Below are 24,722 nucleotides of genomic sequence, written 5' to 3' on the forward strand. Positions count from 1 at the left end.
GAATCTAATGGAGTTAAATAAAAGCACCGGGTTGTTGAAGGAAGCTGAAGAAGTTTTGAAAAAAGCATCTTCTCCTTATGGGATCTCTGCATCGGGTGGTGCTGGCGAAAATTACGGTCACGTTTGGGCAAGAGATAGCGCGGTAAGCGGTTTAGCTATTATTGCCTCTTCTTTGGAAAACCTTTATCCTACCATTGAAAAATCTTATCTCCTGCTACTAAAAGCCGCCGCATCTAATGGTCAAATACCTTCAAATGTTAAGCTGAACGAGCAGGGGGAGATAATATCGATAAGTTTTGGAGGGGTAGCGGGAAGAACGGACGCCAGTTTCTGGTGGATCATAGGTAGTATACATCTGGTAAATAAATTTGGTAACAGCGAATTCGAGCAACTTATCCAGAAGCAGTGCGAAGCTATTTTCAAGCTTGCCGAGGCGTGGGAATTTAACGGTAAGAATTTGATGTATCTACCTATGAGCAGTAACTGGGCCGACGAGTATGTTACGCACGGGTATGTCCTTTATGATCAGCTGCTTCGCTATTGGGCCCTCTATTTGGCGGGTAGGTATTTCAGGAACGAAGCCTGGAGGAACAAAGCCGAATTAGTTAAAAAGGCGATCAAGAAACATTATTTGATGGAGGCAGAAACCGCCCCTTCTCTATTTACTGAGGTTCAGATGAAAGAGCTGGGAAGCATTGACATTTCTGAGCGGTTTCTCGCATCCTTTTCTCCTGGTGACAGACTGGAGCAATTTGATGGTTGGTCAATTGGTTTATTGCTCATGCTGGGAATTCCTTCAGCCCAAAGCACGGAAAAACTTGAAAAGGCTTTAAGAAATGCGTTTTCACAGACTGGCAACAGGGGAATTCCCGCATTTTGGCCGGTTATAGAAGAGGGACATTGGTTTGAAGCATTAAAGAAAAATAATAGTTACCGTTTTAAGAACGCTCCTGGCCATTTTCATAATGGAGGAATATGGCCGGTGGTAAACGGTTTTGTTGTGGCGGGACTTAGTCGTGCCGGACTCCATAGTACTGCAGAGTTGTTAAGTCAGGCACTAGCTGCACAATCAAGGATTCATCATTCCGAAAATCCGTTCGCCGAATATTATAATTTTTATAATGGAAGGCCTGGAGGCGTCAACAATTTGTGCTTCAGTGCATCCGGTTACCTGATAGCACAAAATTCTATCAACAAAAGTTCTTTTATAAACGAAATGATCCTGCCTGATACTATGCTTGAAGGTCTGCGTCATTCAGTCCTTCCGATTGCCGGCGAGGTAATAGCACTATTCAAAACCAAGTCGCCCTGTCCTATAGCGGTTTCCATTGCCGGAGAATCTGGCTGCGGTAAAACAACTTTAAGCAAACTTTTACAGGAGATATTGGCAAGCAACGGAATAAAAAGTTTGGTTCTGCATCAAGATGAGTATTTTAAACTTCCGCCAAAGCAGAACCATCTGGCCAGGGAGAATAACTTTGACCATATAGGTCCGCAGGAAGTACGACTGGATCTAATTGAGCAGCACATTCTGACGATTAAAACGAGAACTGCTACTTCTATTACCATTCCTGTGATGAACTGGGAAACAGACACAGAAGAGGAGATCGATATTAACGTTGCTGGTATTCAGGTAGTCATTGTAGAAGGAACTTACACCACTTTACTTGGAAATCTTGACCACAAGATTTTTATTGATACAAGCTACCTTGACACAAGGAGCAACCGTATAAACCGTAACAGGGAAGAAGTGACCGATTTTATTGAGCGAGTTCTGGCAAAAGAAAGCGCAATAATTCAAAGCCAAAAAACTTCCGCCAGTGTTATTCTAGACAGTAACTTCAAGACGCTGAGCTAGACTTTTTAAACGTTTATAGCCAATTCGAAAGATGAAGATATTTAAGCAGAAGCTGAGCTTCTGGCAAATAATAAACATGAACTTCGGGTTTTTTGGTCTGCAGTACAGTTTTGGTTTGCAGCAGGCTAATATGAGCCCCATCTATTCATACCTCGGAGCTGAAGAAAGCAAATTGCCCTATCTCTGGCTTGCGGGCCCAATTACTGGGTTAGTACTTCAGCCAATTGTAGGTGCAATGAGCGATAAGACTGTTACGAAATGGGGACGACGAACGCCTTATTTTCTGATCGGCGCAATTTTTTGCAGTATCTGTTTGTTTATCATGCCCTACTCCAGCTCAGTTTGGATGGCGGCCAGTACTTTATGGATATTAGACGCCGCCAACAACATCACTCAAGAGCCTTACAGGGCTTTTGTAAGCGATAAGCTCGATGAATCGCAACATCCGATCGGTTTTCTTACTCAAAGTGCTTTTACCGGACTTGGGCAAACGCTTTCGTACCTAACGCCCTCAATTCTGATCTTTTTCGGAGTAAGTAAGCTCGCTGAAAATGAAAACCATATCCCAATTACAACGCTTATTGCTTTCGTGATAGGTGCTGTCTTTTCGCTTTCGTCCATTCTTTGGACCTTAAAGACTACCAAAGAAATACCGTTAAGCGAGGAAGAACTTAATGAGATAAAGGCATGTCCAAGAGGAACTTCAGCAGTTTTTGCCGATATCTGGCAGGCTTTGAAAAATATGCCTCCGGTCATGAAGCAAATGATACCGATGATGTTCTTTAGCTGGTATGCTATGTTTATTTATTGGATCTATATCGCCAAATGCTTATCAACAACGGTCTTTGCGAACAGGCCGGATGCTTTTAGAGATGCTGATCTGCTATCGGGGCAGATTGGTGCTTTTTACAACTTTATTGCCTTTATTTCGGCATTCGGCCTGGCTGCCTTGGCTAAAAGATACAATGCAAAATACGTTCATGCAGCATGTTTAACTTTTGCTGGAATAGGTTTGTTTATTCTTCCCGGCATTAAGGACCAGGAAATGGTGTTTATTCCAATGATAGGAATGGGATTATCCTGGGCGAGTATGATGGGTAATCCTTATGTAATACTAGCTGGTGGGATACCGAAAGAACGCACAGGCGTGTACATGGGTGTATTTAATATGTTTATTGTGATCCCTATGCTGCTTCAAAATATTTCCATGCCCTTGTATTATAATTCCTTGCTCCATGGTGATCCCGGACAGGCAATCAAACAGGCTGGTATCATGCTTGTCTTGGCCGCCATCTCTGTAGTATTTATCAAAAATGAGAATCTGAGCAAATCCTGAATGTCAAACATTTAATAATAAAAAAAGCAGCAGAAATATGATATCCTGCTGCTTTTTTTATTATTCCGGTGCTCGCCTTTGGCTGGCTCTTGAAAGAATCTATTTTTACTGCTTCTGTTCGATCTCCTTCAAGCTCGTCATTTTTTTGTAGGCGAGGAAGCCTTTGATATCTTCAAAATGCTCGCGTACACGTTTATTGCCGAATTCGAACACTTTTTTAACCAGTCCGTCCAAGAAGTCACGGTCGTGAGATACCAGGATTAAGGTTCCATCGAACTCTTGCAAAGCCTCTTTAATGATGTCTTTGGTCTTCATATCCAGGTGGTTCGTCGGCTCATCGAGGATCAATACATTCACTGGTTCTAACAACAGTTTGATCATCGCCAGACGCGTTTTCTCACCTCCTGAAAGTACTTTAACCTTTTTAGTAGTATCATCACCACTGAACATGAATGCACCCAGAAGGTCTTTGATCTTTATGGATCCATCACTAAGTGGAATTTGATCGATCGTTTCAAATACCGTAAGGTTTTCGTCAAGCAATGCTGCCTGGTTCTGAGCAAAGTAACCGATCTTGGCATTGTGACCCACTTTTAAGGTTCCCTCAAAATCGATCTCGCCCATAATTGCCTTGATCATGGTCGACTTACCTTCACCGTTCTTACCAACAAAAGCTACTTTTTCTCCCCGCTCAATAACCATGGATGCTTTTTCGAATACTACATGTTCGCCGTAGGATTTGCTTAGATCTTCTACAATTACAGGATATTGACCAGAACGTGGCGACGGAGGAAACTTCAAGCGTAAGGCAGAAGTGTCTACTTCATCGATCTGGATAATCTCCAGCTTCTCGAGCATTTTTACCCGCGACTGTACCTGCAGGGTTTTTGAATAAGTACCTCTGAAGCGGTCAATGAACTCCTGGTTATCGGCTATAAAGCGTTGTTGCTCTTCATACGCTTTTTGTTGGTGCACCCTGCGTTCAGCACGTAATTGAAGGTAGTGGCTGTATTTTGCTTTATAATCGTAAATACGGCCCATGGTAACCTCGATGGTTCGATTGGTGATATTATCAACAAAGGCACGGTCGTGAGATATCACCATCACTGCCTTTGCTGAATTAACTAAGAAGTCTTCTAACCATTGAATACTTTCAATATCCATGTGGTTTGTCGGCTCATCCAGCAGGATCAGATCAGGTTTCTTCAATAGGATCTTGGCTAATTCTATCCTCATGCGCCAACCTCCGGAAAATTCAGAAGTTTGACGGGTGAAATCTGAACGTTGAAAGCCTAAACCTTTAAGTACTTTCTCTACTTCAGCGTCGTAATTCGTCTCTTCCAACGAGTAGAACTTTTCACTAAGCTCCGAAACACGCTCTATCAGTTTCATGTAATCATCGCTTTCGTAATCGGTCCTGATGTTTAATTGCTCATTTAACTCCTCCAGTTCCTTTTGCATTGAATGCATTTCCTGAAAAGCTTTTGAGGCTTCTTCAAAAACGGTAACATTATCTTGAGTAAGCAAGTGCTGAGGAAGATAAGCGATTACAGCATCTTTGGGTCCGGTAACATTACCACTTGTAGGTTTAGCAGCACCGGCAATTATCTTCAATATGGTCGACTTGCCCGCACCATTCTTTCCCATCAGGGCAATTTTATCGTTCTCGTTAATTGGAAAGGTTACATCACTAAACAAAGTGGTTCCGCCAAAAGAAACGGAAATATTATTTACATTAATCACGAAATCAGGATATTAAAATGAGCGGCAAAGATAGTGTAATTTAGAACAATACTGAATTTGTTGCAAACTCTGATACTCTTAAATAGGGTGCATCCCCTCAATTCGTAGCAGTAAATAGCTGTTTGTGGAAAACTTACAATTTCGCTCTGCTAAACAATTGCTTTGGTAAGGAATTTGAGTAAACCCAGTATCTAAAATTATGACTATGGAAAACAATCAGAAGTACGCCTTAGTTACGGGCGGAACCGCCGGTATTGGATACGAGTTAGCGAAACTATTTGCTAAAGATGGTTACAACCTTGTTCTGGTATCCCGGAACGAATACGAACTTGCCCGCACTCAGGCGGAGCTTCAGGACCAGTACAAAATTCAGGTGCATACCATCTCTAAAGACCTTATGAAAATGGAAGCTCCTTTTGAGGTATACAAGGAAGTTACTGATCAGGGAATTAAGGTGGATGTGTTGGTTAATGACGCTGGCCAGGGTGTGTATGGAGAGTTTGTTGACACCGACATTCAGCGGGAAATAGATATTATCCACCTGAATATTATGGCCTATGTTGTCCTTACCAAATGCTTCGTTCAGGATATGGTGATCCGGGGAGGTGGTAAAGTTCTGAATGTAGGCTCTATCGCCGGTGAAATGCCTGGACCACTCCATTCGGTATATCACGGGACGAAAGCCTTTGTTAACTCCTGGTCAGAGGCAATACGAAATGAGTTGAAGGATTCTAACATTACGGTAACTGTTCTGCTTCCTGGTGCTACCGATACTGATTTTCCGGTAAAGGCGAATATGGAAAACGCGAAAATCTTTGCTGAGTCTAACCTTTCTGATCCTGCCGAGGTAGCTAAAGACGGCTTTGAAGCCTTAATGTCTGGAGATGATAAGATCGTCTCAGGCTTAAAGAATAAAGCGATGGTAGCAATGGGAAATGTGCTTCCTGATAGTGTTGTAGCTGAAAATATGAGAAAACAACAGGAACCTGTAGATAAGAAAGAATAGGTTCGAAAAATAACACCAGTAGTAGTAGCTGTTACTACTGGTGTTATACCACCGGGGAGTAGCAGGAAGCCGAAAGCAAAAAGGGCTTACCTGACCGGTAAACCCCCTTTTCTACATCATATTTTAATCCCCTTAAAACCTGTCAAGGTTCATTACTTTATTCCAGGCTGCAACGAAGTCTTTTACAAACTTCTCTTCCCCGTCAGCACTTGCATACACTTCTGCCACTGCTCTTAACTCAGCATGCGAGGTAATTACCAGGTCTGCTCTCGTAGCTGTCCACTTCGGCTCTCCGCTGTTGCGATCGCATCCTTCAAAAACTTCCTTATCTGCTGACTTAGCCTTCCATGCTGTACGCATATCCAAAAGATTTACAAAGAAATCGGTAGTAAGCTGACCTGGCCGGGATGTAAGTACTCCATGATTTGAACCATCGAAGTTGATATTGATCGCTTTCAAACCTCCCATCAGGACTGTTAACTCTGGTGGAGTTAGCGTAAGCAGGTGAGCTTTATCTACCAATAGTTCTTCTGTTGACACTCGAAGACCCGATTTTCGATAATTCCTAAATCCATCGGCAAGTGGTTCAAGATAGCCGAATGATTCGACATCAGTTTGTTCCTGTGATGCATCCATTCTTCCAGGACTAAATGGAACGCTAATATTATGACCAGCATCCTGAGCTGCTTTTTCTACAGCTGCATTGCCTGCTAATACAATTAGATCAGCTAGAGAGACTTTTTTGCCTGTACTCTGGCTACTGTTGAATTCTTTTTGAATACCTTCCAGGATTCCGAGCACTTTTTGCAATTGTACAGGGTTATTTACTCTCCAGTACCGCTGCGGCGCCAGCCGAATCCGCGCTCCATTGGCACCTCCACGCTTATCCGAACCTCGGAAGGTAGACGCTGAAGCCCAAGCTGTAGAAACCAGTTCAGAAATGCTTAGACCAGATGTTAGGATCTTTTCCTTAAGGATTGCAACATCATTATCATCTACTAATTCATGGTCAACTGCTGGAATGATATCTTGCCACAACAGATCTTCTTGTGGAACTTCAGGGCCTAAATAACGTGATTTAGGTCCCATATCACGATGTGTTAATTTAAACCAGGCACGGGCAAATGCATCTGAGAACGCCTCGTGATCTTCCAAGAAGCGCCTTGATATTTTTTCATACACAGGGTCAAATCTTAATGACAGATCGGTTGTCAACATGGTTGGGCGATGCTTTTTAGTACTATCGTAAGCGTCTGGTATGAATTCATCAGCGTCTTTTGCTACCCATTGGTGTGCTCCCGCAGGACTGGTAGTAAGTTCCCATTCAAAGCCAAAAAGGTTTTCGAAGAAGTTATTGCTCCACTGGGTTGGCGTTTTTGTCCAGGTTACTTCCAAACCACTTGTTATGGTATCTGCACCTTTTCCTGAGCCGTAACTATTGCTCCAGCCAAATCCTTGCGCTTCCAGGCCTGCTGCTTCAGGTTCATCACCAACATGGTCAGAAGACGCAGCTCCATGTGTTTTTCCAAAGCTATGTCCGCCAGCTATTAGAGCAACTGTCTCTTCATCGTTCATTGCCATACGCCCGAAAGTATCACGTATGTCTTTTGCTGCCAGTACAGGATCAGGGTTGCCATCTGGGCCTTCTGGATTTACGTAAATTAATCCCATCTGTACCGCTGCAAGTGGCTTCTCTAGATCACGGGTATGGATATTGCCATCAGCATTATCATCAGAAACCAAAACTCCTCCGTTTTCTACAACACCCTCTGAACCTTTAGCGTATCTCAAATCTCCACCCAACCAGGTCCTTTCTGATCCCCAGTAAACCGACTCGTCAGCTTCCCAGGCGTCTTCGCGACCACCAGCAAAACCGAAGGTTTTGAAACCCATCGACTCAAGGGCTATGTTACCGGCAAGGATCATCAGATCAGCCCATGAAATTTTACGACCATACTTTTGTTTGATCGGCCAAAGAAGCCGGCGGGCCTTGTCAAGATTTACGTTATCAGGCCAACTATTAAGGGGAGCAAAGCGTTGCAAACCAGCACCACCTCCACCTCGTCCATCAGTTACCCGGTATGTTCCCGCACTATGCCAGGCCATTCGTACAAATAAACCACCATAGTGTCCAAAGTCTGCTGGCCACCAATCCTGTGAATCTGTCATTAACTCATGGAGATCCTGTTTAACAGCTTCAAGATCCAGTGAATTAAATGCTTCCGCGTAATTGAAATCTTTGTCCATCGGGTTAGACAAAGGAGAGTGTTGGCGCAAAATATTTAACTTTAGCTGATTTGGCCACCAATCCTGATTTCGGGTTCCGCCCCCGGCAACATTATTCTTCATGGTGCCGTTATGGAACGGACATTTACTGATGTCGTTTGAGTTTTTATCCATTTTCTGTTGAACTTAATTATCTGAACTGTGCTACTGTTTAGCATCGATCACAGGGGTAAAGCTATAACAAGAAACGTTGTCCTCCCAATCACTTTGTTCTATGCGAAATAGGTAAAATCTATGCACCTATTTTGTAATCGTTTCCTGGGATGCAAATCTGCACAGTCTATTAAAACAAAAAATGATTAAAATCACCAATCATGTTGAACAGTAGTTGTCAGCCGTTCTTCCTTTGGAAAACCCTAGTCCCGCGAAAATCTATATTCGCCACCTCCCTGTTTCAGCACCATTGCTTTTTCTGCTGGTTTAAACTCCAGAATTACGCCAGCCTGAGCAAAGCCAAACTTATCTTTCTCTAATGCTTCTAATGGAAATGCCCCCTGGCCGGTAGCCTGCCCAATTAGGGTATTATCTTTTTTTGTTATAGTTACTTTAAGAGGTATAGCTGTTGAAGAATAAACACCCAAATACTTATCTAACTCCTCCGGGCTCAATGTAATTCCTTTTTTAAATTCAGGAATGCTGTACGGTTTACCAAATACTGCACTAAGGACTGCTATGCTTATATCGTTATTATTGAAGTTAGTGCCATTAGAAATTAATGCATAGGAAACAGCATCTTGAGGAAAATGTATAAAAACAGAACTGAAACCATCAATACCGCCAGTATGTCCAAATCCTTTTTTATCGTAAAAAGGCATTTGTATCAGCCCAAACCCAAAGTTGTCCTTCAGCGTTTTCATTTGCTCCAGACTCTTGCTATTAACTACTTTTCCTGCAAATAAGGCGTCTGAAAACTTCACAAGATCCGTTGGCGTAGAAACGATAGAGCCTGCACCAAGAGGAACAGAAGTGTCGGTTTCGGGCGCTTTTACCCAATTTTCGCCAGTAGTATATGAGCTTGCTTCTTTATTTTGAAGGCTGATTTTTCCTCCAACATAGGTGTTTCTAAGTCCAAGTGGTTCAGTGATAAACTCCTTTAACAGCTCAGCATAAGGCTTCTTGAAGCTCTTTTTCAATATAAAGGTCAACAAGATATAGTTCGAGTTACTATAGACCATTTTGCTATCCGGTTCAAAGTCAGTTCCTCCTTTTATGATAATGTCCAGCAATTCTTCCTCTGTTTTCGCCCGGGTATAATAGCTCGCGTAGGCTGCGTCGTCTGTAAGATTATGAATACCACTGCGGTGGTTAAGCAGATGTCTGATAGTGATCTTTGAGGCATTTTTAACAGCAGGGTAATACTTGTCGATCGTTTGATCAAGGGAAATCTTGTTGCTCTCTACTGCTTTCATTACTAGAGTGGCAGTAAAGGTTTTTGTGATTGAGCCTATTCGGTACCTCGAGCTTTGGTCTGCTTTGGTTTGCGATTCAACATCCGCAAATCCAACAGATCTGGTATAAATAACCTTACTATTTTGGGAAATAGCAACACTGCCCATAAAGCGATCATTCTTCTCGAGGGCATCAAAATATGCATCCAATTTCTGCTTGTCCAGTGCTTGGGAAAAGCCGAGATACGATACGAATGATAGTAGGATAGAGCTTAGGAATGTCTTTTTCATCGGATGTTTTTTAATTAGATAGTAGTGTTGGTTGTTTTGTTACAAGTTTCAAAGATGAAACAGGTTAATCTTTATCTACCCGGATGTGCTTTCCGCCGAACCTCGATAAATTATATTGTAGATTCATCGAAAACACCCTGGTTTGCTGTACATTCCGGCTATCTATTATTGTGTTCCCCGACATCATCCTTGAAATATTATTCCCTTGTCCAAGAAGATCACTTCCATAGATTTTAACACTTAAAGCATTGTCTTTTAAGAAGCTCTTCTCTATGCCGCCATTTATGATCATTGGATTGCTATTGTTTAGAGCATAACCATAGCGAACTCCTTTAGAAATACTGAAATGCATAAAATAGGATTTCTTAACCGTCAGTCGGCTAGAAACGTTCATGTTTAAATCACCGATACTTTGCCTGGTTTGACCGTTTCTTGCATTGCTATTACTGCTGTTGTAATTTAGACCTGCATCAACCTTCAAGTTCTTTAAACGAAGGTCGCCATTGAGTCTTGTGCGAATGCCTGTGGTTTTAAAAAAAGCAGGAGAGGGAATCTGACCTATTCCGAGAGACTGGAAACCGAAACCGCTGTACATAGAACTTACATCGTTATTATTTGTGAGATAATAGTTTAGGTTTAGATTAACTGAAAACTTTTTCATGGATAGTGTACCATCCAGTTGTTGATTAAAGTTGGTGCCTTTGCCCGAGATTTTCTGATTATTGAATAGTACGGTCCGGTTAGAAAAGCCAAAAGTGCCCGAATACCTCAGAGATAACTTACGGTGCATAAGTGGAAGATGGATGTGATAGTTAGCATTAGTTTGATAGTTGCCGTTTACATTTTCATAACGGGTTATCTGCTTCAAGCTATTTAACGTATCAGCTATAAGGCTAACTGCACTAACAATCTCTCTCTGAGTGGAAGAAGCACTAGCGCCAACCTGAATTGACAAGCCAGATTTGCTGTGATTGTAATTGAAATTGGTGTTTAGAGAATTTGTAAAAGAAGGTTTAAGATCAGGATTTCCAACAACAATGTTTTGGAGGCTCTGGGCATTTCTTATAGGTTGTAATTGGTAAAGAGTTGGATTGTTATTAGACCCGCGATAGGTTAGAGAAAGGGTTTTTCCTTGTGACAGCGTTTTGCTGAAGTTCAAACCCGGGGAATAATTGAATGTGTTATTTTTTGTTGTTGTCTTGAGGCGAAAATCGCGATTAGTGAGCAAATTAGGCTTTACATCAAAGCTAATGTTATATCGCATTTTACGGGAAGAATAGTTGTAATTGACACCCAGCGATTGTTGTAGAGAAATACTTCTGAATGAGTTACTAAGCGAATCAACAAGGGTTGACTGCCTGCTTAAGTTATCTAATACGAGGGTGGAAACACTATTGGTGGTTCTTGTAGAATATCCGTGATAACTTAGATTGAAGCTTCGTCTGGCAAGGGTATCTTTAGTTTTTTTCAATCCTATACTGTAATTGAGGCCTAAAGTTGCATTTTCGCTGTTCGTGGTGCTGTTGACATCTCTGTTTAATAGGGAGTCTTTAAGAAGGCTACCAGTGAGTTTGTCGTAATAAATAGTATTGGTGCCAAGGGTTTGATCATTGTTCTGTCCTGAAATGTGCACTGAACTATTGATAGAAAAGGAATTCTTCTTGTTTTTGGATCTTCTGGAGACCGAAATATTACCCGAGAGATAGGGCGAGGTGTTATTAGAACTATTATTATTTCGAAAGTCTTGCCGGATCACACCATACTGGTTACTTAAACCTGTGTTCTTATTGTCCGACCTATTATAGCCTGCTGCAAGGGAAGCCATTATAAAGGATTTATTATTATTAAAATCCAGTCCGAGGCTTAAAGTATGATTGGTGCTCCTGCTCTCTCCATCGTTTTTAGAGTTATTAATAAAATTCCCTTCGGGGTTCAAGGTTTCGCTGACCTGTTCACTCGAATAGGTGTTGCCATTTCCGTTAAAATTATAGTTGATGTCGCGGTTGCCGTGCTTACCAAATTTATCTCTGTTTGATATACTTCCACCATTTGAATGATTATCCCCTGCACCATTGTTAAAGGTGCTCGTGTTTAAATGAGCAGAGCTCTGCTTGCTACCATTCCATAAATTTAAAGAAGCGTTGCTTCCCAGCATATTGTTCGTGCCTGCATTTGCGTTAAATCCACCGAATTTACCTTTGTTCATGCCGGGCTTAGTCACGATATTCATCATCTTTACAGGTTCACCCGTCTTAACTCCGGTAAAGTTCGCCTCTTCCCCGTAATGGTCTATCACCTGGATCTTAGAAACAATTTCAGCTGGGAGTTTTCCAATAAAGTCCTTGATATTATTTGTAAAAAAGTCTACCCCATTTACCCGTAGTTTGACCATCTCACGTCCTGTGGTTTTTACATTATAGTCGTTGTCGACTTCCATACCTGGAAGTTTTTTCAAAAGGTCGGCTACATTATCACCTTCTCTTACCTCAAATGCCGCTGCATTAAATTCGACAGTGTCTTGCATAAACCTAACAGGGTTTGGTTTAGCTTTAATTACCACATCTTTAAGCATACGGCTTGATTTCTTCAGGACGATGGTATCCAGGTGGCGCTGCCTTTCTAAAGAGGGTAAGGAATAAGTTATTTCAGAACGATGATATCCCAGAGCATTAAGCTGGAGAATAAATTTTTCTAAATTAACTTTTGAAATGCTGTAGTTTCCGTCCTCAGAGGTCACTGTTCTAAGGGTATCACTATTGATGATAAGGAATACATCTACACCCCCAATTCCAACTTTCGCTGTGTCTGTAACACAACCGAAAACTCTCATGTTCTTCTGAGCATAAAGCTGAAGCATTGAGCATACCAGAATAAGTGTCAGGCAGAAGAACTTTTTCAACTGGATAAGATGAAGATTATATTCAAACTTAAGTTTTTATTTGTAAATAATTGTTAACAAGATTCAAGAATTTCAAGCTTTTGTTTAAGATGACTGCTTTAGAACATAGCTTTTTATTTTAGCTTGCAGTATTGTAACTATTGCTTTAAGTTACTATTTTTAGACTTAAAGTTTAAAGATTTGGCAATATTGAAAACCCCTCTTCCCGAATGTGTTCGTGGACATGTTGATAAACAAATAGTAATTAAGCACCGATTTGGAAAGACGATAATTACGGCATATCCGGATATGAGTAGAGTTTGTTTCAATGAAAATCAGAAAGCGAAACAAAGACTCTTTGCTGATGCTGTTATTTACGCCCGGTCAATAGTGAATGATCCTGTTAAAAAAGCGAGGTACAAAGCAATATTACCAGCAAGGAAAAGAGTTTTTAATGCAGCGATTGCAGATTTTATGCACGGAAGAGATTTAGGAGACTGAAGACTTCTTGTTCAGTTCTTGTTCAGTCATCCTACGCTCAAAAGCTACTTTTTAAGAACGAAAACACAAGAAGAACTGAAGTAAAACCTGCGAGAAAATTAGGATGCCAGCAAGGGCCTCTTCTTCTTTGCAACTCTATGAGAGGACCGAAGAATAAACAGGGGAGCATCTGTTCAGAAAGCTCCCCCGGGAAATGAATAGTAAAGAAGTTTAGATCTGCATATTAGCTCTTGGATTACTGCAGGTATGAGGCAATAATGGCTCTGCTTTCGCTTTTATTTTTTGTGGAGGCCCATTTTTCTTTGCTCGACTGATCGCCGAGTTCGAATAGCCTCTCAAATAAGGTCTTGCCATCCTTCTTGTTTTGCAGATGGATCTTGTCGTTTTTGGCAATGACTTCATCCCATATTGAACGGATATCTTTCCAATAGGTGCCCTGCTCGTTCCACCATTTTTGCGCGTAGGTGAATTTTGAAGGATCGGCTTTGGTAAATTCTTCGTATCCTTTTTCCATTGCGAGTAGTTTATCTCCTTTATCGCTGCGGACCATCTTCTTATTGTCCTGTTCAAACATCCAGCCTGTCTCAGTAAAATAAACCCTGTTACCTCTGCGAAGTACATTATAGTCGTTACGTTTGGTAAATTCACGGCGAGGGAGAGGGGAATCGGTTTCGCTTTGCTATTGATGGCGACCATCAACAAGTACCCAGGTACCTGTGCTTTCATAGCGGGGACTGTCATCCACCTGGAAAACTCTTTGGGTCCATTTTCCTTTTACTTCAGCTGGATTTAGATGCAGTTTTTCCAGGTATTTTCTCAGTCGAACACTAGTAGGGTAGGGTCTTCGTAAGTCCAATCCTGGCGCCAGTGCTTGATCACCATACTTTCGCCCACTACAAGTAAATCCTGAAGCACTATTTTCTTCGGACTCTCCTCAACAACTGTTACCCATTCGTAACCCCATGAATGATACCTGGGGTGGAATTTATAGGCTGTGTCGGAGCAAAGAAGGATTCCCACGGCTACGGAATGCTATTTATTCTTAATGGAAGTGCTGAGGTTTATTATGTTGATAGGCATTCAGCTACACTTGAAAAACAATATCTAATACTTCCAAGAAATCCTTCATCGTTTTTAATCCTGGCGAATACACCTCTGAGGCTATTGGTTCTAAGTGTCAATGGGAGTATAGTGTTGAAGTTGTTTGAAGACGAAGACAATGACCTTCTAAAGTCGCTACCAATGGTTCCATCTCTAGGTTCAATCCTTGATAGTATTAGACGCTGCGAGCACAAGGGGTATCCCAGAAGGATATTTTTTGAGGCAAAAATGCTTGAACTTCTGCTTCTGATCGGTGATGATTCAAAGCGCCGTAAACAGAATAACTTTATCTCTATAAAGAGTTATGACTTGGACAAAATTTACCAGGCAAAAGAATTCATTGAACGAAACATACAAAGTCCTTGTTCCTTAATTGAGCTCGCTCACAAAGTTGGACTGAATGATTTCAAACTAAAGCGGGGATTTAAGGAAGTAATAGGAACCACCGTTTTTGGATACTTATATGAATTTCGGATGGAGAGGGCCAAAATGCTTTTAGAGAATGGGGCTGCCGTTAATGAGGTTTCTTTTGAAGTTGGTTATAAAAATCCACATCACTTTACTGCAGCCTTTAAAAAAAAGTATGGCATATTACCCAGCTTGCTAAAGAGGCAGAATAAACATCTGGATTAGGAAGTATCCTTACCTGATTAAATTTTCTGAGACTCATTTCGTTCGTTTTGCTCCTTCTCAATATGTTGCATGCCCAAAGCGGCAGTGCATCCATGAAGTACTATAGAAAGTAGTACCACAAATGAAAGTGTGGTCCAAAGTTCGTCAACCTGGCTGAACTCTGCCTTACTTAGTGCAAAGGAGAGGTAGAAGAAAGAGCCAAGGCCTCTTATACCGAAAAAGCTTATTCCCAACTTTTCCTTGATGGTCAACCCCGAGGAGAACAGGGAGAGATAGGCAGTTACCGGTCGTATAATGAACAGAAAAAAAAGTGCGAATCCGACTATTTGCCAGTTTAGCTTATCAAGAATTCCCGTAGCAAGGCTACCGCCAAATAATATTAGGACGATGGCAAGTAAAATGCGTTCGATCTGATCCGTGAAGGAATGCATTTTAGTGTGGTACTTGTGGTCAAGTTCATAGTTCCGTAAAGCCACCGCTGCTACAAAAACAGCGATAAAGCCATAACCATGCGCCAATTCTGTTAATCCGTAAACGGTTAAAGTGGTTGAGATGGCAACAAATCCGTCCCTTATTTCAACCGTTATTCCTTTTCCGGGAAGGTAAAATAGCAGCCAGGCAAGCGCGCGGCCACTTACATAGCCAATTAAAACACCTGCAACGATGCGGTAAACAAGATCCATCCAGATCCAGTTTAAAATATTAGCCCAACTTATACCTCCTGCTAAAGCAGCAGTTATTGCAAGCCAGGTAAAGGGAAAAGCCATGCCATCATTCATTCCAGCCTCTGCAGTAAGGGCGAATCTCACCTTATTCTGGTCTTTTTCGAGAGGTGGGCCTACCTGCACATCTGAAGCAAGGACTGGGTCGGTAGGAGCCAGGACTGCCCCTAATAGAAGTGCAGAAGCCAGACCAAGGCCTAATGAAAAATAAGAGACCAAAGCAACCAGGGCTATAGAAAGGAGCATGGTGATCGTTACAAGCCGGAATGGAATTTTCCAGTTCTTAAAAGAGAATGGTTCGTCTAGCTTAAGGCCTGTTCCCATAAGTGATATAATGACCACCAACTCTGAGAGGTGAACTGTATAGCTCTCTTTTCTAATTGGATCAGGAGTGGGAAAGAAATCGAAAAAGCTATAAAGAAGTATGCCTGCAAGTATGTACCAGACAGAATATGATATTCCCGTTTTTTCTGTAAGAGCCGGCATCCAGGCCATAGCAAGTGATGCTATTCCTACGATGCTTATTCCAATAATGTAGATGTCCATTTGTGTGTACTGCGTTCTTCCTGCTTAGAAAGGGGATACGATCGAAATAAGCTGTATATGATAAGGGCAAGTGATCAACAATGAATTCCTTACCCTTATTTCAAGCAAATAATTAGGATGATCTTATTGTTTCCTACAGGGGATGCTCATTTGATAGTTTTTGCAGTTCCATTTCGTTTGTTAGGTCCAGCCTTAGTGGAGTAATAGAAACAAAGCCATTTTCAACAGCCCATCGGTCTGTTCCTTCTTCTGCTGGTTCCAATGGTGTAACTGTAAACCAGTAATGTTTTCGCCCCATTGGGTCTGTTCCGGGAATAATTGTTCCGTCGTAAAGCCTTACCGACTGCCTGGTCCATTTGAGTCCACGAGGCTCGGACGGGAAATTTACGTTATATAGAGCAAGTTCCTTCTTTTCAAGCAATAAGGCTAGTGTTTCTTCAACGTAAGGGGCGAGTGCTTCAAAGTCAGGCTCTGTATTTCCAACAGGAGTACTTAATGCAATTCCCTTCATTCCCAATAGCACAGCTTGTTTAGCTGCAGCAAGCGTTCCTGAATGCCACATTCCGTTTCCCAGGTTTGGACCCATATTAATTCCAGATAGGACCACATCGGTATTACTCCAAAGATGGGTTCCTAATGCTACACAGTCGGCTGGCGTACCATTTACTCTGTAGGCTTCGATTCCCGGAAACTCTATAGGTGATTTTTTATAGGTGAGGGGGCGGGAGTGAGTAACTGCATGCCCCATTGACGACTGTTCAACATCAGGAGCAACTACACGCACTTCTCCAAATTTCTTTGCCACTTTCGCTAATGCAGCTATTCCCGGGCTGTATATGCCGTCATCATTCGCTATTAAAATCCGCATAGGTTAAATATTTCGTCTAAAAATGTCAACTTATTAACACAAGGGGTGTTTTAATGTTTAAGTGATTCTACATATGCCAAAAGCAACATTATTGCACAATCCGAAGGCCGGAGAGGAAAGTTTTACCCCAGACGAACTGGTTTCAAAAATACAGGCTCAAAAAATAGACGTTGTTTATAAATCTGTAAAAGATGAATGGACAAACATAGATGAAGGAATAGATTTTTTAATAGTTGCAGGCGGTGATGGAACTGTTCGCAAGGTTACAGAACAACTTCTTGATCTGGATCTTCATCAAACATATCCCATAGCTTTGTTACCTTCTGGTACCGCAAATAATATAGGACTAACACTTGGACTTCCTTCGGATGAAGACCTTGTTATCAGGAACTGGCGAGACCCAAAAATAAAAAAGTACGATGTGGGCAGGATACATAACCTTAGCGGTTCTTCTTTTTTTCTCGAAAGCTTCGGCTACGGAGTATTTCCCGAACTGATGATTGAGATGAACAAGCAGGATGAGGACTTGAAAGACACGCCTGAGAAGAAGCTGCAACTGGCCGTTGAACTACTATCCCAGATCATCGAAAACTATGAACCGGCTTACTGCGAGCTGGAAGTGGATGGGGTAGACCATTCGGGCAAATTTTTACTTGTTGAGATTATGAACACAAGGTCAATAGGTCCAAATCTTTTTCTTTCACCCCATGCCAATCCCGGGGATGGAGAGTTTGAAGTTGTCTTGATCCCTGAGAGTCAGAAGGAAAAGTTGCTTAAGTACGTGAACGATAAAATCCAGGGTATAGAGGCTCCTAACTTGTTTGATATCTGTAAAGCAAAGAATATAAAGATCAGATGCGACGACTTGCTTGCCCATGTGGATGACGAAACGGTAGAAATTCACCAATCCGCTGAGGTGAGAATTGAATTAATTACAGGGATGCTAGAATTCATGGTTTAAAATAAGGGCAATGAATAATAATATATTAGCTACTGCGACTGCTGACAATAAGGGAGAGATCTACGAAACAGATATCGTAGCAGGCAGTCATTTTTTTATTGCTGACGAACCAGAGGAAATGGGTGGGCAGGATGAAGCTCCGTCTCCAATAGATTATTTATGTGCTTCGCTGGCTTCTTGTAAAGCCATCACCCTAAGGATGTATGCCAGGAGAAAGGGTTGGGAAGTAGATTCAATCAAAGTGGAAGTTACACTTATGAAAGCGGGAGATCCTGCTTTAGGACAAAACTCTTTTTTCTGTAAGCTGGAGATCGAGGGGAACTTGACGGACGAGCAAAGACAACGAATGTATAAGATAGCGGAAGCATGTCCTGTTGAAAAAATATTACGACAACCGATCGAGATATTTAATGAGAAGCATTAAAAAAACTCCTCAGGGTTATGGGAACCCTGAAGAGTAACCTAAACCTTATCACAATTTGATGCAAAAATAATAGAGGAGCATTTCTTTGTCAAGAGGCTACTTAATTTTTTATTTTAAAGCTTAAGGATGAACTGAGCTGGTATTATTTATAGCGTTTCGATCCATGAAAAGTTCTTTTTTATAATTTCACTTTTATTTTTTCGAACATGTTCTAGGTAGGCGGAGGCTACAGGGGGCAATTTTTTGTTTTTAAGCCAAATAAGCCTCCATGTTGATCTTATTGGTAGTTCCGTTACCGGGATGATCTTTAGGTCTCCGTCCAGGATTTCGTTCCTGATTCCAATCAAAGGCATCACCGAGTATCCTAAACCTGCTAAAACTGCCTGCTTTACCGCCTCATTTGAAGTTAGTTCAAGCCTTTTCTTCATCCGTATCTTCTTCTTCTCAAGAAATGTTTCCATCACCAGTCGCGTGGCCGAGCCTTCCTCCCGGTAGATCATAGGTAGTTCCTCCAGAAGTTTGATGTTCTTGCGGGCAACGTCTATTTCACTTTCGCGATTCCCAATCAGGAATAGTTTATTTTCGAGGAAGGGCTCATCCTCCACTCTAAGCTTATCAGGTAAAACAGAAACAAGGCCGAAATCAGCCTCATTATTTTCGAGCGACCGGATCACCGAAGCCCTGTTCGTCACGTCCATTTTTAGCTCTATCGCTGGTTTGTCTTGGATAAAAGTGGAGAGAAAGTATGGCATAACATATTTTCCTGTTGATGCAACAGTTATCCTTAATCGTCCGTATAACCTACCTTTATACACACTTGTGCGATAATCTATCTCTTCAACTTGAGTAAGGATTTGCTGGGCTAATTCTGCAATTTCTTTTCCAAAGTCAGTTATATACAATTGCCTGCCTATAACCTCCGTTAAAGGGATGTCAAACTGATCCTGGAAATTCTTTAATTGTATTGAGACTCCGGGCTGAGTTAAAAAAAGCTCTTCCGCTGCTCTGGTAACACTTTGAGTTTGAACTATTTTAGAGAAAACCTGCAGCTGATGTAGCGTGTATTTCATAAAGACTTTTTATGTATATCATAGCTAATATAAATAAAAATAAATGCGAAAGCACTAGTAATTTTACCCTATCAAAAGCGTAGTTTATTAATGGCTGAACAAAACATATCCATTCGAACTGCTGGCGCTAAATTGCTTCAGCTAATAAATCTCGAGAAGAAAGAGGTTACCAGGATCTACTTATTTGCCACATTGGCAGGACTCATACAATTATCTTTGCCTTTAGGAATACAAGCAATTATAGGGTTACTTTTCGGTGGAGTTATTTCAGCCTCGCTAGTTGTCCTTATTTCATTCGTGGTAGGAGGTGTTTTTCTTGCAGGGATATTTCAGATATTTCAAATGAGGGTAACAGAAAGTATTCAGCAAAGAATATTTGCACGTTTAACCTTTGCTTATGCGAACCGTATTCCGAGGATCGACTTGTTGAGTGTGAATAATTATTATTTACCAGAACTTGTAAACCGCTTTTTTGATACTGCAAGTTTACAAAAGGGATTATCTAAACTGCTATTGGATTTTCCAGCCGCTACAATTCAGATTGTTTTCGGTCTTACTCTGCTTAGTTTCTACCATCCCATCTTTATTGCCTTCGGTATTATTCTGGTGCTGATAGTGTACCTGCTATTTTATTTCAGCAGTGGAAAAGGGTTTAAAACAAGCCTTGAGGAGAGTGATTATAAATACGAGGTGGCCCATTGGCTGGAAGAAATTTCCAGAACCATCAAAACGTTTAAATTCTCACATAGCGAACTGCATTTGCGAAAGACCGACAAGCTTACCGCTGGGTACCTTGATGCAAGGAGTGCTCACTTTAAGATCCTTCTAATGCAATATAAAGTACTAATTGCCTTTAAGGTATTAATAACAGCGTCCATGCTTATTATGGGAGCTTTCCTTCTAACACAACAGCAGATCAATCTTGGGCAATTTGTTGCCGCAGAGATCATTATCATTGCAATTTTAAACTCGGTGGAAAAATTGATTGTAAGTCTTGAAACTGTTTATGATATATTAACATCAATAGAGAAGCTGGACAAGGTATTACAAAAACCACATGAGAATGAAGTTGAGGAACAAAAAGGCGTACAGGTATTTCTGGATAAATCTCTGGAAGTAAAGGTTCAAAATCTTAGTTTCTCCTATCCTGGAGGGAGTCCGGTTTTTAATGGTCTTTCTTTTGATATTGCGCCAGGAGAAAAGATACTGGTAACGGGTAAGCAAGGCTCTGGTAAAACTACGCTTCTAAGGGTTTTAGCAGGTTTATATCCTGATTATATGGGTTCTCTCCTCGTAAACGGTTTGCCCCTTAAAAATATTCCTGTGCATGAGTGGAGGAAAAAAGTTGCAGTGTTTTTTGCGCAGGAAGAGCTTTTTGGCGGGACATTGATCGATAATCTTACGATTGGTAATGCTGATATCTCTTTACCACAAATTGTGGAAGTATGTGAAATGGTTGGACTGCGTGAGTTCATTGAGAGTCATAAAGATGGATACCAGGTAAAATTAGATCCAATGGGACAAAGACTGCCGAATAGTATTGTTTCAAAGATACTAATGGCCAGATGTTTCCTTAACAGGCCTTCAATTCTTATTTTGGAAAATGGCTGGCAAGCCATCGAGAAACAGTACCGGACAAGAATAATAAACAAGTTAATTGAAGATAAAAGTTTTAGTCTCCTTGTAGTGACGGAAATCGAGGAGCTGTGCTCAAGATGTGATAAAGAAATATGTCTTAATTAAATAAAAGAAAATAATGTTCCTGGAGAAAAATATAGACAATAAAAGGCTGATGCAGTACGAGTCGTTCCGCAAGGCAATGCTCAATAAGCATCATTCTAATAAAAAGTGGCCTATCATCATTGTTATCATTCTTATTCTCGCACTGTTCCTTCCATGGACACAAAATATTAAATCACGAGGGGAGGTTTCTTCCATCGATCCTCAACAGCGTACCCAGGAGGTAAATACAATTATCCCCGGAAGGATCTTAAAGTGGTATGTTCGGGATGGTGCAATGGTGAAGGCTGGCGACACTCTGGTGCAGCTTGCTGAGGTTAAAGACGATTATCTTGATCCGCAACTGGCTGATCGTACTGAGGAGCAATTAAATTCGAAAGCTGAAGCCGTTAAGTTCTATAGCGGTAAGGCTGGAACAACAGATTCTCAGCTTAACGCTTTACAGCAGGCCTTGCTTCTTAAGACAGAGCAGCTCAGAAATAAACTAAAACAGTATAACCTGCAGGTACAAACGGATAGCATGACCATGATCGCTGCAAATAGTCAGCTGAAGATAGCTGATGAACAACTAAAGCGGCAGAAGGAACTGTATAATGCAGGATTGAAGTCACTTACTGAGTACGAACAACGACAACAATACTATCAGGATGCACTTGCAAAGAAAATGGCATCTGAGAATAAATATTACAACAGTCGGAATGAGTTGCTTATTATTCAGCTTGAGCTATCATCAGTGAAACAGGATTATTCTGAGAAGATGTCTAAAGTTTCTGGCGAGAAGTTTTCAGCTCTTTCTCAGGCGGCAACAGGGCAGGCAGAAGTGTCAAAACTTCAAAACCAATTGCATAATTACAGAACCAGACGCGGCTTTCATTATATCCTGGCTCCGCAAAGTGGTCAGGTTATGCAAAATGTGAAGGCTGGGATTGGTGAGATTGTAAAAGATGGAGAGAAGTTGCTTAGCATAGTTCCTTCAAACTTCGACCGGGCCGTGGAAATGTATGTTAGTCCTAATGACCTCCCCTTAATATCGAGAGGGCAGTTGGTAAGAATTCAGTTCGACGGCTTTCCTGCTATAGTTTTCTCGGGTTGGCCTCAGGCTTCCTATGGAGTTTTTTCCGGAGAAGTGGCAGCAGTAGATAATAGTATTGGTGAAAACGGAAAGTTCAAGGTTTGGATCAGTCAGAAGGATGGGGAGAAACCCTGGCCAAAAGACCTTAGGTTCGGAGCAGGGTGCCAGGCAATAGCGTTGTTAAACAATGTCCCTGTTTGGTACGAACTATGGCGTCAGGTGAACGGATTCCCTGCTGATTTCTACAAAAATGATAAGGCTAAGAAAGATACATCGAAAAAGTAGAGATGAGAGAAATTGCTTTAATTGTTCTTATTAGTTTGTTCGGGAAATGTCTGCATGGTCAGGAACAGAAATTGACGATGACCGAATACCTGGGGCTCATTAAAGAATACCATCCTATTGCATTGCAAGCTGGGTTAAATAGTGACAGGGCATTTTTACAGAGACGACAGGCACTGGGTGGTTTTGATCCTAAGATCGAAGTGAATGGTGGTCAAAAGACATATGACGGCAAAGAGTATTATAATTATGTTATACCGGAAGTTAAAGTTCCTTTGTGGTATGGTATAGATTTGAAAGCAAACCACACTCAGTATAAGGGTAATTATGTGAACCCGGAGAATAAGGTGCCAGAGGATGGTTTGAGTTATTTTGGAGTTTCTGTGCCACTTGGAAGAGGTTTGTTTTTAGATGAGCGCCGTGCCGCTCTAAGGCAGGCAGCCGTATTTGGTAAACAGGCAAGAGCAGAACAGCAACAGATGCTGAATAATTTGTTTATTTCAGCCGCGCAAGTTTATACTGAATGGATGAATGCATGGCTGAACAGAAGGGTTTATGCAGACGCCGTAGAGCTTGCAAAGGTGCGCTTGGAGGGAACTAGAACTTTGTTCAGAAACGGTGACAAGCCCGCTATTGATACAATCGAGGCCACGGTACTTCTGCAGTCGAGGGAGCAGCGGCTGGCTGAATATACACTTGCGCTAACAAATAAGCGAAATGAACTTGCCTCTTATTTATGGTTAGAGAACCTATCTCCGGTTGATCCGCAGAAACTTTCTGTTTATCCTGATACAGCTCTTATATATGAAAGAGCGCCGGAAGATCTGCTCAATAGAGATTTGAACCAGGTGCTTCAAAGCAGTCTTGATGTTCAGCTTTCCAGGCTCAAGATTGACCAATTGGATATTGAACGAAGACTGAAATTGGAAGAGGTAAAGCCCGATCTGAATTTGAATATTGGAGTATTAAACAAAGGATTTAACCCAGTCAGGAATTTCGACCCGGACTACTTTGTAAACAATCAGAAATTAGGCTTTACAGTTGCTTTCCCATTAACCTTCACCAAGCAACGAGCTGCTTATAGCTTAAGCAGGCTCAAGATCAGAGAAGCCGAGTATTCTTTATCTGACAAGCAAAACGCAGTTACAGTAAAATGGAGTAATTATCTGAACGAGTATTCTGTATTGAACAGCCTTTTGGCCTCAAATGCGGAAATACAGAAAAGTAATCGACAGCTTTTACAGGGCGAAGAGATAAAATTCAGGTTTGGTGATAGTTCCATCTTTATGATTAATAGTCGCGAGCAAAAAGTGCTGGAAACTCAGGAAAAACTATACGATCTTTATAGTAAGCGCATCAAGGTCATTCAGAGCCTTAAGTGGCTCGTGAATGACCTTGAGCAAAATAAGTAAGAGGCAGCAAAGTTGGTAAACCTTATGGTTTTCCAACTGATTCCTCATATGTCGGACCGTATAGACCGGGAGCCTTATTGCCTGAAGCTCGAAGGTAAACGATCATTTCTCCCCGGTGATGATAGAGGTGATTGAAAAGAAAGCCACGTGCAACAACGCCTCTGGGCATCGGACCAAGAACAGTTCGATCACCCACTTTCATTGTCCACATGGTTTGTAAACTTTCCTCTGTAGCAGTTTGAAGTGCATCTCTGGCCTTCTCTACATTCTTTTCGAAAAGGTCTAGTGTTGCTGCGATGTCTTCCGGGTCTCCGCGTTCAAGATTGTCAGCGGCTATATCGTAAACATCCTGGGTGAAAGTTCCCAAGTACCAGTAGTAAATGGTAGCGATATGCTGGGCGAGTTCACCCATTGTCCAGGAAATTTCTGAAGGCTTAAAACCAAGATCTTTTTCAGGAACAGCGTGCAGCAATCTTCTTGTGCTATTTACTTCATGTTCAAACTCAGCAATTAGGGATTGTAATATCATGATGCGTTTTTTATGATATAAAAACTTTTAAGTATAGGAAAGGTTTAATATTCAGCTTCAAATAGGCCTTACAAG

General features: G+C 41.5%; 19 protein-coding genes and 1 pseudogene. 10 read left to right on the plus strand and 10 right to left on the minus strand.

Annotation, left to right across the window (positions count from 1 at the left end; genetic code table 11):
• The first annotated feature begins 7 nt into the window (after positions 1-7).
• Positions 8-1,858, plus strand: coding sequence for a glycoside hydrolase 100 family protein (locus J4N25_RS17555; RefSeq protein WP_207423090.1), 1,851 nt, complete (start codon positions 8-10; stop codon positions 1,856-1,858).
• Between the two features lie 31 nt (positions 1,859-1,889).
• Entirely contained in the window at positions 1,890-3,194 is a 1,305-nt protein-coding gene (locus tag J4N25_RS17560) for an MFS transporter (protein WP_207423091.1), read from the plus strand.
• Positions 3,195-3,299: 105 nt separating this feature from the next.
• Here J4N25_RS17560 and J4N25_RS17565 read toward each other — a convergent pair whose 3' ends face one another.
• A complete protein-coding gene (locus J4N25_RS17565) occupies positions 3,300-4,937 on the minus strand; it encodes an ABC-F family ATP-binding cassette domain-containing protein (protein WP_207423092.1) in 1,638 nt (545 codons plus the stop codon).
• A 205-nt stretch (positions 4,938-5,142) separates the two neighbouring features.
• Here J4N25_RS17565 and J4N25_RS17570 point away from each other — a divergent pair, with 205 nt between their 5' ends.
• Complete coding sequence (locus J4N25_RS17570) at positions 5,143-5,943, plus strand: SDR family NAD(P)-dependent oxidoreductase (protein ID WP_207423093.1); 801 nt, start codon at positions 5,143-5,145, stop codon at positions 5,941-5,943.
• Positions 5,944-6,075: 132 nt separating this feature from the next.
• Here J4N25_RS17570 and katG read toward each other — a convergent pair whose 3' ends face one another.
• The 3 genes from katG to J4N25_RS17585 form a co-directional block, all read right to left on the minus strand.
• Positions 6,076-8,343: a catalase/peroxidase HPI gene (katG, locus tag J4N25_RS17575; RefSeq protein WP_207423094.1), complete on the minus strand. Its 2,268-nt coding sequence runs from the start codon at positions 8,341-8,343 to the stop codon at positions 6,076-6,078.
• Positions 8,344-8,585: 242 nt separating this feature from the next.
• Complete coding sequence (locus J4N25_RS17580) at positions 8,586-9,908, minus strand: serine hydrolase domain-containing protein (RefSeq protein WP_207423095.1); 1,323 nt, start codon at positions 9,906-9,908, stop codon at positions 8,586-8,588.
• A gap of 64 nt (positions 9,909-9,972) precedes the next feature.
• On the minus strand, positions 9,973-12,807 hold the full coding sequence (locus J4N25_RS17585) for an outer membrane beta-barrel protein (RefSeq protein WP_207423096.1): 2,835 nt from the start codon (positions 12,805-12,807) through the stop codon (positions 9,973-9,975).
• Between the two features lie 180 nt (positions 12,808-12,987).
• On the opposite strand from J4N25_RS17585, the gene J4N25_RS17590 reads away from it, so the two are divergent.
• A complete protein-coding gene (locus tag J4N25_RS17590) occupies positions 12,988-13,287 on the plus strand; it encodes a hypothetical protein (protein ID WP_207423097.1) in 300 nt (99 codons plus the stop codon).
• A gap of 235 nt (positions 13,288-13,522) precedes the next feature.
• On the opposite strand, the pseudogene J4N25_RS27180 reads toward J4N25_RS17590, so the two are convergent.
• Positions 13,523-14,143: pseudogene (locus tag J4N25_RS27180) on the minus strand (DUF6607 family protein).
• Positions 14,104-14,307, minus strand: a complete 204-nt coding sequence (locus J4N25_RS17600; RefSeq protein WP_207423099.1) for a DUF6607 family protein — start codon at positions 14,305-14,307, stop codon at positions 14,104-14,106. Before J4N25_RS17600 ends, J4N25_RS27180 begins: the two are co-directional and overlap by 40 nt.
• A gap of 9 nt (positions 14,308-14,316) precedes the next feature.
• Here J4N25_RS17600 and J4N25_RS17605 point away from each other — a divergent pair, with 9 nt between their 5' ends.
• Positions 14,317-15,021 (plus strand): helix-turn-helix transcriptional regulator, encoded by a 705-nt coding sequence (locus J4N25_RS17605; protein ID WP_207423100.1) that lies wholly within the window; start codon positions 14,317-14,319, stop codon positions 15,019-15,021.
• Positions 15,022-15,038: 17 nt separating this feature from the next.
• On the opposite strand, the gene J4N25_RS17610 is transcribed toward J4N25_RS17605, so the two are convergent.
• Together J4N25_RS17610 and surE are read right to left on the minus strand one after the other, a co-directional pair.
• Entirely contained in the window at positions 15,039-16,289 is a 1,251-nt protein-coding gene (locus J4N25_RS17610; protein ID WP_207423101.1) for a cation:proton antiporter, read from the minus strand.
• Between the two features lie 133 nt (positions 16,290-16,422).
• Positions 16,423-17,157, minus strand: coding sequence for a 5'/3'-nucleotidase SurE (gene surE / locus J4N25_RS17615; RefSeq protein ID WP_207423102.1), 735 nt, complete (start codon positions 17,155-17,157; stop codon positions 16,423-16,425).
• 73 nt (positions 17,158-17,230) lie between these two features.
• Here surE and J4N25_RS17620 point away from each other — a divergent pair, with 73 nt between their 5' ends.
• The gene (locus J4N25_RS17620) at positions 17,231-18,118 is read left to right on the plus strand and encodes a diacylglycerol/lipid kinase family protein (RefSeq protein WP_207423103.1); all 888 of its coding nucleotides are present in this window, start codon (positions 17,231-17,233) and stop codon (positions 18,116-18,118) included.
• A gap of 10 nt (positions 18,119-18,128) precedes the next feature.
• Positions 18,129-18,542, plus strand: a complete 414-nt coding sequence (locus tag J4N25_RS17625; protein ID WP_207423104.1) for an OsmC family protein — start codon at positions 18,129-18,131, stop codon at positions 18,540-18,542.
• A 146-nt stretch (positions 18,543-18,688) separates the two neighbouring features.
• On the opposite strand, the gene J4N25_RS17630 is transcribed toward J4N25_RS17625, so the two are convergent.
• Positions 18,689-19,612 (minus strand): LysR family transcriptional regulator, encoded by a 924-nt coding sequence (locus J4N25_RS17630; protein ID WP_207423105.1) that lies wholly within the window; start codon positions 19,610-19,612, stop codon positions 18,689-18,691.
• Positions 19,613-19,702: 90 nt separating this feature from the next.
• Here J4N25_RS17630 and J4N25_RS17635 point away from each other — a divergent pair, with 90 nt between their 5' ends.
• Genes J4N25_RS17635 through J4N25_RS17645 form a run of 3 tightly spaced genes read left to right on the plus strand, consistent with a single transcriptional unit; the run spans position 19,703 to position 24,118 of the window.
• Positions 19,703-21,355 carry a peptidase domain-containing ABC transporter gene (locus J4N25_RS17635; protein ID WP_207423106.1) on the plus strand — a complete coding sequence of 551 codons (1,653 nt, stop codon included), beginning with the start codon at positions 19,703-19,705 and terminating at the stop codon, positions 21,353-21,355.
• A gap of 13 nt (positions 21,356-21,368) precedes the next feature.
• On the plus strand, positions 21,369-22,709 hold the full coding sequence (locus J4N25_RS17640; RefSeq protein WP_207423107.1) for an HlyD family secretion protein: 1,341 nt from the start codon (positions 21,369-21,371) through the stop codon (positions 22,707-22,709).
• A gap of 2 nt (positions 22,710-22,711) precedes the next feature.
• On the plus strand, positions 22,712-24,118 hold the full coding sequence (locus J4N25_RS17645; protein WP_207423108.1) for a TolC family protein: 1,407 nt from the start codon (positions 22,712-22,714) through the stop codon (positions 24,116-24,118).
• A 22-nt stretch (positions 24,119-24,140) separates the two neighbouring features.
• Here J4N25_RS17645 and J4N25_RS17650 read toward each other — a convergent pair whose 3' ends face one another.
• Positions 24,141-24,647 (minus strand): DinB family protein, encoded by a 507-nt coding sequence (locus J4N25_RS17650; protein WP_207423109.1) that lies wholly within the window; start codon positions 24,645-24,647, stop codon positions 24,141-24,143.
• Positions 24,648-24,722 lie beyond the last annotated feature (75 nt).

It is taken from the genome of Desertivirga brevis (assembly GCF_017355835.1).

Excerpts from the sequence above, each read along its gene's own strand:
- J4N25_RS17605 (WP_207423100.1), top strand. The coding sequence starts at position 14,317 with ATGCTATTTATTCTTAATGGAAGTGCTGAGGTTTATTATGTTGATAGG.
- J4N25_RS17570 (WP_207423093.1), top strand. The coding sequence starts at position 5,143 with ATGGAAAACAATCAGAAGTACGCCTTAGTTACGGGCGGAACCGCCGGT.
- J4N25_RS17625 (WP_207423104.1), top strand. The coding sequence starts at position 18,129 with ATGAATAATAATATATTAGCTACTGCGACTGCTGACAATAAGGGAGAG.
- J4N25_RS17630 (WP_207423105.1), bottom strand. The coding sequence starts at position 19,612 with ATGAAATACACGCTACATCAGCTGCAGGTTTTCTCTAAAATAGTTCAA.
- J4N25_RS17555 (WP_207423090.1), top strand. The coding sequence starts at position 8 with ATGGAGTTAAATAAAAGCACCGGGTTGTTGAAGGAAGCTGAAGAAGTT.
- J4N25_RS17620 (WP_207423103.1), top strand. The coding sequence starts at position 17,231 with ATGCCAAAAGCAACATTATTGCACAATCCGAAGGCCGGAGAGGAAAGT.
- J4N25_RS17650 (WP_207423109.1), bottom strand. The coding sequence starts at position 24,647 with ATGATATTACAATCCCTAATTGCTGAGTTTGAACATGAAGTAAATAGC.
- surE (WP_207423102.1), bottom strand. The coding sequence starts at position 17,157 with ATGCGGATTTTAATAGCGAATGATGACGGCATATACAGCCCGGGAATA.
- katG (WP_207423094.1), bottom strand. The coding sequence starts at position 8,343 with ATGGATAAAAACTCAAACGACATCAGTAAATGTCCGTTCCATAACGGC.
- J4N25_RS17640 (WP_207423107.1), top strand. The coding sequence starts at position 21,369 with ATGTTCCTGGAGAAAAATATAGACAATAAAAGGCTGATGCAGTACGAG.
- J4N25_RS17580 (WP_207423095.1), bottom strand. The coding sequence starts at position 9,908 with ATGAAAAAGACATTCCTAAGCTCTATCCTACTATCATTCGTATCGTAT.
- J4N25_RS17560 (WP_207423091.1), top strand. The coding sequence starts at position 1,890 with ATGAAGATATTTAAGCAGAAGCTGAGCTTCTGGCAAATAATAAACATG.
- J4N25_RS17635 (WP_207423106.1), top strand. The coding sequence starts at position 19,703 with ATGGCTGAACAAAACATATCCATTCGAACTGCTGGCGCTAAATTGCTT.
- J4N25_RS17610 (WP_207423101.1), bottom strand. The coding sequence starts at position 16,289 with ATGGACATCTACATTATTGGAATAAGCATCGTAGGAATAGCATCACTT.
- J4N25_RS17645 (WP_207423108.1), top strand. The coding sequence starts at position 22,712 with ATGAGAGAAATTGCTTTAATTGTTCTTATTAGTTTGTTCGGGAAATGT.